3 protein-coding genes and 1 pseudogene are annotated in these 4,643 nt (G+C 74.4%); all 4 read right to left on the bottom strand.

Going from position 1 to position 4,643, the window contains the following annotated elements:
* Window positions 1–45 precede the first annotated feature (45 nt).
* Window positions 46–249, bottom strand: a complete 204-nt coding sequence (locus HWD93_RS18080) for a hypothetical protein (RefSeq protein ID WP_139201893.1) — start codon at window positions 247–249, stop codon at window positions 46–48.
* 46 nt (window positions 250–295) lie between these two features.
* Window positions 296–526, bottom strand: coding sequence for a hypothetical protein (locus tag HWD93_RS18075; RefSeq protein ID WP_261647563.1), 231 nt, complete (start codon window positions 524–526; stop codon window positions 296–298).
* Window positions 527–560: 34 nt separating this feature from the next.
* Complete coding sequence (locus tag HWD93_RS18070) at window positions 561–3,785, bottom strand: GH92 family glycosyl hydrolase (protein ID WP_261647562.1); 3,225 nt, start codon at window positions 3,783–3,785, stop codon at window positions 561–563.
* A gap of 47 nt (window positions 3,786–3,832) precedes the next feature.
* Window positions 3,833–4,643, bottom strand: a pseudogene (locus tag HWD93_RS18065) (hypothetical protein); the annotation flags it as partial.

The following is a 4,643-nucleotide window of genomic DNA, read 5'->3' as shown; positions in this document are numbered from 1 at the left end:
GCAGCGCGCGGCGCGCGGGCAGCAGCGCGGGGCGCGGCGCGCGGGTCAGTCGGCGCGGGTCGGGGCGCTCGGGACCGCCACGTCCACGGGCGACACCCCCGCGGGGTCGGCTGACGCTCCGCCGACGACGTCGAACGTGATGCCGAGCTCGGCGGCCGACTCCTCGTCGAGCTCGAGCCCGTCTTCCTTCACCTGGTCCTCGGGGATGGCACGGCCACCGGACGGGTCCCACGAGTTCGCGATCGACATGCGCCCGAGCATGCCCGGTCCGCTTGGCAATCGCCCTGGAAACGCGTCAGAGATCGTCCGGGTGCAGGCGGTCGCCGGCCTGCGGTCGCCGGAACACCGGACCGCCGCCGGCCTCGTCCTCGTCGTCGCGACGGACCGGTGAGACGCTCGGGTCGGCGGAGTCCTCGCCGACGTCGGCGCCGCGGTCCTCCTCGATCTGCAGTTCGTCCTCGTCGGAGCCGTCCACGGGGATCGAGCGGCCGTCCTGTTCGGGATCGAAGGGTGTGCTCATCGACATGGGCCGAGCATGCCCCCGCCCGGTGAACGGCGGGTCAACGCTGTCCGTCCGCCGCGATCAGCTCGAGCTGGGTGAGCGCGAGGTCGGAGACGGCCGTGAACGTGAAGGCCGTCCCGGAGCCCTGCAACCGGAACACCCGGGTCTGCCCGGCCCAGTCGAACACGGCGTCCTGCACGGCGACGCGGGTGTCCCCGAGCGCGGCCTCCCACGAGTGGACACCGGGTTCCGCCGCGGTGACCGTGTAGAGCGAGGTCGGGACGTCGGGGACGTCGAACGAGACCGAGGTCCCGGCGGCGAGCGCCGTGACCGTCCGCCCGGTGTCGTCGACGAGCGAGGAGGCGGGCGACGGGAGGTCGGCGGACGACAGGCCGACCGGCAGCAGGTCGACGGGGGTGTCCCGGTACCCGTGCACGTCGGACGCGGACACCGGGCGGGTGTCCGATGCCCAGCCCTGCGGCTCGGGCGACAGCGTGAACACGATCCGCGACGCCGACACCACCACCGAGTGGGGGATGCTCACCGACGTCCAGGGTGAGCCGTCGACCGTCACCGACGCGACGTACGCGCCCTCGGAGCCGTCGGCGACCTCGATGACGGTGGGCGCGCCTCTCCCGACCGACTCGGCCTGCCCGCCGCTGGCGCGTCGGTCAGGAACCGGCGGCGTGGGCCCAGGCTGCTGCAGCACCGTCCTGCGGACCGACGGCGGCACGAGGACGTAGGTGCCCGTGGACGGCGCCAGCGGGTAGAGGCCGATCGTCGCGAAGACGTACCAGGCGCTCATCTCGCCGTTGTCCTCGTCGCCGGGGTAGCCCTGCCCGAGGTCGGACCCGACGAAGAGCCGGTGCAGCGCCTCGCGGACGATGCGGTGCGCCTCGTCGTGCCGCCCGGTGAACATCGGGAAGAACGGGATGTGGTGCGCGGGCTGGTTGGAGAGCCCGAGCATCCCCATCCGCACGTCGCGGGCCTCGGTCATCTCGTGGATCGGGAAGCCGTACGAGCCGGAGCGGACGGTCGCGCCGGTCTCCGGGGTGGTGAAGAACGCGTCGAGCGCGGCGTCGAAGCGGGACGGGCCGCCGTGCAGGTCGACGACGCCGGCGCCGTCGTGCGGAGCGGTGAAGGCGGTCCCCCACGCGTTCGTCTCGGTGTAGTCGTCGCCCCAGTCCCGCGGGTCGAACTCGGTGCCGACCCGCCACGACCCGTCGGGGTCGCGCCCGATGAAGAAGCCCCGTTCGGAGTCGAACACGTTCCGGTACTGCAGGGAGCGACGGGCGAACCACTCCGACTCGGCCTCGTAGCGGGCGAGGTCGGCGGGTGTCCGGGCGCGCGAGGCGAGCCGGCCCGCCATGACGGCGAGGCCCCAGTCGTTGATGGCCGCGTCGAGGGTCCAGCTCATCCCCTCGTGGGTCGCGGTGTCGACGTGGCCGCGGAAGGCACCCGGGAGGCTCCCCTTGCGTCCGACACGCTCGTCGCGCGGCGGGACGGTCGCGTTCCGCAGTGCGCTGCGGTACGCCTGCGCGAGGTCGAACCCGGTGACGCCCTTCACCGCGAGGTCAGCGAAGACGGTGTCGCTCGTGGTGCCGGTCATGCAGTCCTCGGCGCCGGGGGCACTCCACCGGGGCGTCCACCCACCGTCGTGGTGGTGCTCGACGAAGCCCTGCGCGAGGTGGCCCGCCGTCTCCGGGGTGAGCAGGGCGAGGAGCGGCCAGGCGGTCCGGTAGGTGTCCCAGAACCCGTTCGTGGTGGTGAAGGGTCCGTCGACGACCTCGGGACCGGGCTCGTCGCGGATCGGCTCGGCCTGCACGCTGCCGTACGGGGAGCGGTGCCGGGCAACCCCGTCGCGCGCGGTCTCGCCGGCACGGTTCGGGTAGAGGAACAGGCGGTAGAGCCCCGAGTACAGGCTCGTCAGCTGGTCGGGGGTCGCACCCTCGACGGAGAGCGTGGCGAGCTCGTCCGTCCAGAGCCGCTCGGCACGGGCGCGCATGGTGTCGAAGGGGCCGGCGGCGTCGAGGTTCGCGCGGGCGTCCTCGAACGAGACCGTGGAGATCCCGAGCAGCACGTCGGTGCCCTCGGCCTGGTCGGACAGCGACAACCAGCCGCGGAGCTGCTGCTCGCCGACGGTGGTGTGGTCGGCCGTCACCCCGGGGACCCGCAGGTGCACGAAGTGGGGCGGGGTGCCCGGACGGTCGTCGAGCAGGACCTCGACCACGGCGGTGCCGTCCGTGACCGTCACCGAGACGTCCGAGACCCGGCCGTGGTGGTCGAGCACGATGCTCCGGGTGCCCGTGAACCGGAAGCCGAGGGCGAACTCCCCCGCGGTCATCTCGGCCGTGACGCCCTGGTCGAGGGCGACCCGGTAGCGGTGCGGGCCGTCCTGCTCGTCGTCGTGGTCGAAGCCGAGGGCGCGAGCGGCCCGGTCGGGATCGGGGGTGTCGAGCGGGGAGGGCATGACCTGGAAGACGCCCCGGTCCCCCATCCACGGGGACGGGATGTGGCTCGTCGCGAAGGCCTGGATCGCCGGGCGGACCCGGCCGGTCGCGTCGGTGCGGTCGTGCTCCTGGTAGGCGTACGGCCAGCGGTTGCTCGAGGCGTCGGTCATGGGCAGGCCGAAGACCCCGCCGTGCGGGATGCCGACCAGCGGGGCGTTGTTGCCGCGGGAGAACCGCGAGGACGCCTGCGTGCCGCGGGTCGTGCGGACGTGGTCGAGCGGGGTGCGCGGGGTGGGGCGCGCGGGACCGATCCGGACGGCGTCGAGCCAGCCGCGGAGGTGCGGGCGCGACCCGTCTGCGGTCGTAGGGTGCGGGGCGGAGCCGAGCCGCGCCTCCAGGCGGTCCACGACCCGGCCCGCGAGCGGGGTGAGGTCCACCGCCCGACGGTTCCACTGGTCGACCCACTGCTTGCGCGCGGCGTCCTGCGCCTCGGGCGTGAGCACGTCGCCGTACTGGTCGCGCGCCGCGTCGGTCAGCCGCGTGCCGTCGGTGCAGACCAGGTCGAGCGCGAACGCGGTCGCGTCCCAGAAGTGCGGCAGGTCGTCCTCGGTGGGTTCCGTCGCACCGTCCGGCAGCACGCGCTCCGGGAACCACACCCACGAGAGTTCGTCACCCGACTCGATCGTCCGACCGGCGAACCCGGGGACGACCGCGGCGACGACGTGCTCACCCGCGGGTCGTTCGACCAGCCAGCCCTCCGCCGAACCGAAGCCGACACCGTTCCGCGCGGCGACGGCCGTCGTCGGGCCACCGCTCCGTTGCAGTTCTCGCACCGGCCCAGCGTATTTGGTCCACCGTCTGGAGGAAAACCCTCGGCGTGTCAGCCCCGGTTGTGCCCCGGCGCGTTCGCCGAGTTCCCGGGGCCGGAGCTGCCCGGACCGCTCGTGTCGACGGCCGGGTCGGCGCCGTCCTGCGGGGCCTGCACGGGGTTGGACGCCGGGCTCGACGGCTGCGGCCCCACCGAGGGGTCGTCCGCCGGGTCGCTCGGCTGTGCCGGCTCGGACGGCTGCTCGGCCGGTTCGGACGGCTGCTGTGCGGGCTCGGACGGCTGCTCGGCCGGTTCGGAGGGCTGCTCGGCCGGCTCGGACGGCTGCTCCGCCGGCTCACTCGGCTGCTGGTCGTCGGTCGAGGGCGAGCTCGACTGGGTCGGTGCCGGCGTCGACCCGTCGTCCCCGTTCAGGGCGAACACGGCGACGACGATGCCGGCGAGCACGAGCACACCGATCACCACGGCGGCGATGATCGGCCCGCGTCGGCGCCGAGGTCGGTCGTCCGGCGCCGGTGCCGGGGGTGCCGCGACCGGGCCACGCGGGCCTCCGACACGGCCGACCGCTCCGGTCGCGCCGTCCGCACTGCGGCCCCCCTGCGCGCCGAGCACCCTGGTCCCGACGTCGTCCGAGGCGTTCGGCCGCTGCGCATCCTCGACGCGCGTCGCGTCGTCGGCGCCGCCGGGCTGCGCGGTCGGCATGGCTCGCGTGGCATCGTCGGCCCCGGAGGCGCGACTCGCCGGCATCGCCTGCGTCGCCTCGTCCGCACGGGCGGCACCCGCAGCGCCCGCCGGGGCGATCGCGATCCCGCACGGGTTGGCGTGCTTGATGATCGCGACGGCGGGCTCGGCGAAGTCGTAGGCC

The organism is Curtobacterium sp. C2H10 (assembly GCF_025407985.1).
Classification (GTDB): domain Bacteria; phylum Actinomycetota; class Actinomycetes; order Actinomycetales; family Microbacteriaceae; genus Curtobacterium.
This window is presented reverse-complemented; position numbering and strand designations above follow the sequence as displayed.